The 2285-nt window shown below is 71.6% G+C and carries 2 protein-coding genes; both read right to left on the bottom strand.

Translation table 11 applies throughout. The features are described 5' to 3' along the window. Positions 1-1006, bottom strand: a 1006-nt coding sequence (locus tag ACWDSL_RS53120; protein ID WP_450496926.1) for a cytochrome P450, incomplete at its 3' end; no start/stop codon positions are given. A gap of 139 nt (positions 1007-1145) precedes the next feature. Continuing rightward, positions 1146-2285: right-handed parallel beta-helix repeat-containing protein (locus ACWDSL_RS53115; protein WP_450496924.1), on the bottom strand; the 1140-nt coding region annotated here is incomplete at its 5' end.

Here is a 2285-nt window from a genome sequence, read left to right as displayed (position 1 = left end):
CGAAGGCCAGACCGGCCGCCCCGGCGCCCTCGGCCAGGGGGCGGCCGGGGCGGATCAGCTCCGGCCGCTCGCCCACCGCACGGGCGTCGACATTGGTGCTCTCCAGGTCCACCTCGACCAGCGCCCCGGTCGGAACCGTCACCACACCGTCGTCGCCGGACAGTTCCAGCGCGGCGGTGGTACGGCGGCGCAGCCGGCCGATGACCGGCTCCAGCCGCAGGATCTCGTGCAGGATCGCGATCCGGCCGGGCTCGTCCGCGGCCCGGTACCGCCCGAGCAGCGCGTCGTCGGTGAACAGATGCCAGGCCGCGACATTGACGAACTCCCGGGTGGTGATCATGCCCGCCGCGGCGAAGGTCAGACACTCGCCCAGGATCTCCCCGGTCGAGCACCCTTCGTCGAGCAGATGGGAGATCAGATCGTCCCGGCGCTGTCCGCGGCGGGCCCGCACGGCCGGGCGTACGTCGGCCAGATAGACCCGCAACCAGTTCACGTGTCGACGCAGCAGCCAGTGGATACCGTGCAGGCTGGTCAACCCCGGCGTCCCGAACTTCTCGGGGAAGAAGCGCTCCAGCCGGCGCCGGATGCCGGGCCGGCTCTCCGTCAGACCGATGACGGACGCGGCCACCTCGATCGCCAGATGGAAACTCAGATCGGCCAGATGTGCCCGCTCCGCGGCGCGGACCTTGTCGATCTGCGCCTCCGCGACCCGGACCATGACCTCGCGGTACCGCTCGTCGACACGGCGAGGCGTGAAGAACCGGGCGGTCTGCCGTCGGTGTTCCCGGTGTTCGGGGCCGTCCCGGTACAGCACCGGCCGCCGGAGCCCCGACGGCAGCTTCTCCACGGTCTCGATGCCCAGACCGGCCTGTACGGCGCCAGTGCTGCGCAACACGGCGCGGGCCTCCGCGTATCCGCACACCTGCCAGACCCCGTCGGGCCCCCGCCGTACCGGGCAGCCGTCCGGGGCCGCCGCTCGCTCGATCTTGCGTGCCCCGTATCCCATACGTATCCCGTCCTGGCGCCGCATCGCGCGGTGTGGGCCCGTCCGTCAAGGACACTCGTCCCCCGCTCCGAACCGGACTAACCGGCCCTGTCTCCCGGCTCGGTCAGGCGGGGGCACACGGGGCCTGACCCGCGTGGTGTCAGAAACGGGCGCCGAGGGCCGAGCCGTCGCGGGGGACGAGGAAGGCCGAGGACGGGATCGAGCCGTCCGCCGCGCGGGGGCCGGTGATCTTCGCCTGGTCGGTGCTCAGCACCGAGCTCTCGTTCCACACCCCGCCCAGGTCCCAGGAGTTGCCCTTCGAGGTGGAGCTGCCGAGCTGGACCGGCTCGGTGTCCAGCAGCGAGAGGTTCGCGGTGAGCGTGGCGCGCGACCGGTCCGTCCGGAAGCCGCTGCCGCCGTTGCGGTAGGTGGTGGTGCGGGAGATGGCGAGGGCGCCCGGGTTGCCGTTGTCCGTGACGCCGTGCGCCGCGTTGCCGAAGGCGATGGCGTTGCGCAGTGAATGGTCGGCGGGCGGGTCCACATCGCCACCGCCGCCCATCTTGAAGCCGTTGCCGTCACCGGTGAAGTCGGGGAAGTTCCACCGGTTGAACCCGTTGCCGTAGGCGATCGTGTTCTCGATGGCGATGGGGGAGGTGAACTCCCAGGCGTCGAAGCCGTCGTCCGCGTTGTTCCACAGCCTGGCCCCGCGGACTCGATTGCCCTCGCCCTGCCCCTCCTTGATGGCCAGGCCGTCGGCGCTCTCGCCGTTTTTGCGCGGGTCGCGGTTGCCGTACGAGTCGAGGTTCGCGATCAGGTTGCGACTGGAGGCGCCCTGGAGCTGGAAACCGGACTCGTAGTTGTCGCGCGTGGTCAGGCCGGTGAACTCGTTGTCGTTGCAGCCGGCGCAGTAGATCCCGTACGGCCCGTGGACGATCTCCAGACCCCGGATCCGCCAGTACGAGGCCTCCTGGTGGATGGCCCCGCGCTCGGCCCGGGGGATGGAGCCGCCGACCGGGGTGTGGCTGGCGGGCAGCCGCTCGCCGTCGATGACGACGTGCTCACCGGAGTAGTTGGTCAGCGTGATGGGGCTGCCCGCCGTACCGGAGGTGGCGATCGTGATGTTGTCGGTCAGCTCGTAGGTGCCGCCGCGGACCGCGATGGTGTCTCCGGGCCCGCTTCGGTCCACCGCCATCTGGATGGTGGCCAGCGGGTCCTCCAGGGTGCCCGCGCCGGTGTCGTGCCCGCCCGGGGCCACGACGATCTGCCGCGCCGCGGCGGCGGCGGGCGCCGCGGGTAATGC

It is taken from the genome of Streptomyces sp. NPDC000941 (genome assembly GCF_053599555.1).
The sequence above is the reverse complement of the archived record's forward strand: the minus strand, read 5'-3'. Positions and strand labels throughout refer to the sequence as shown.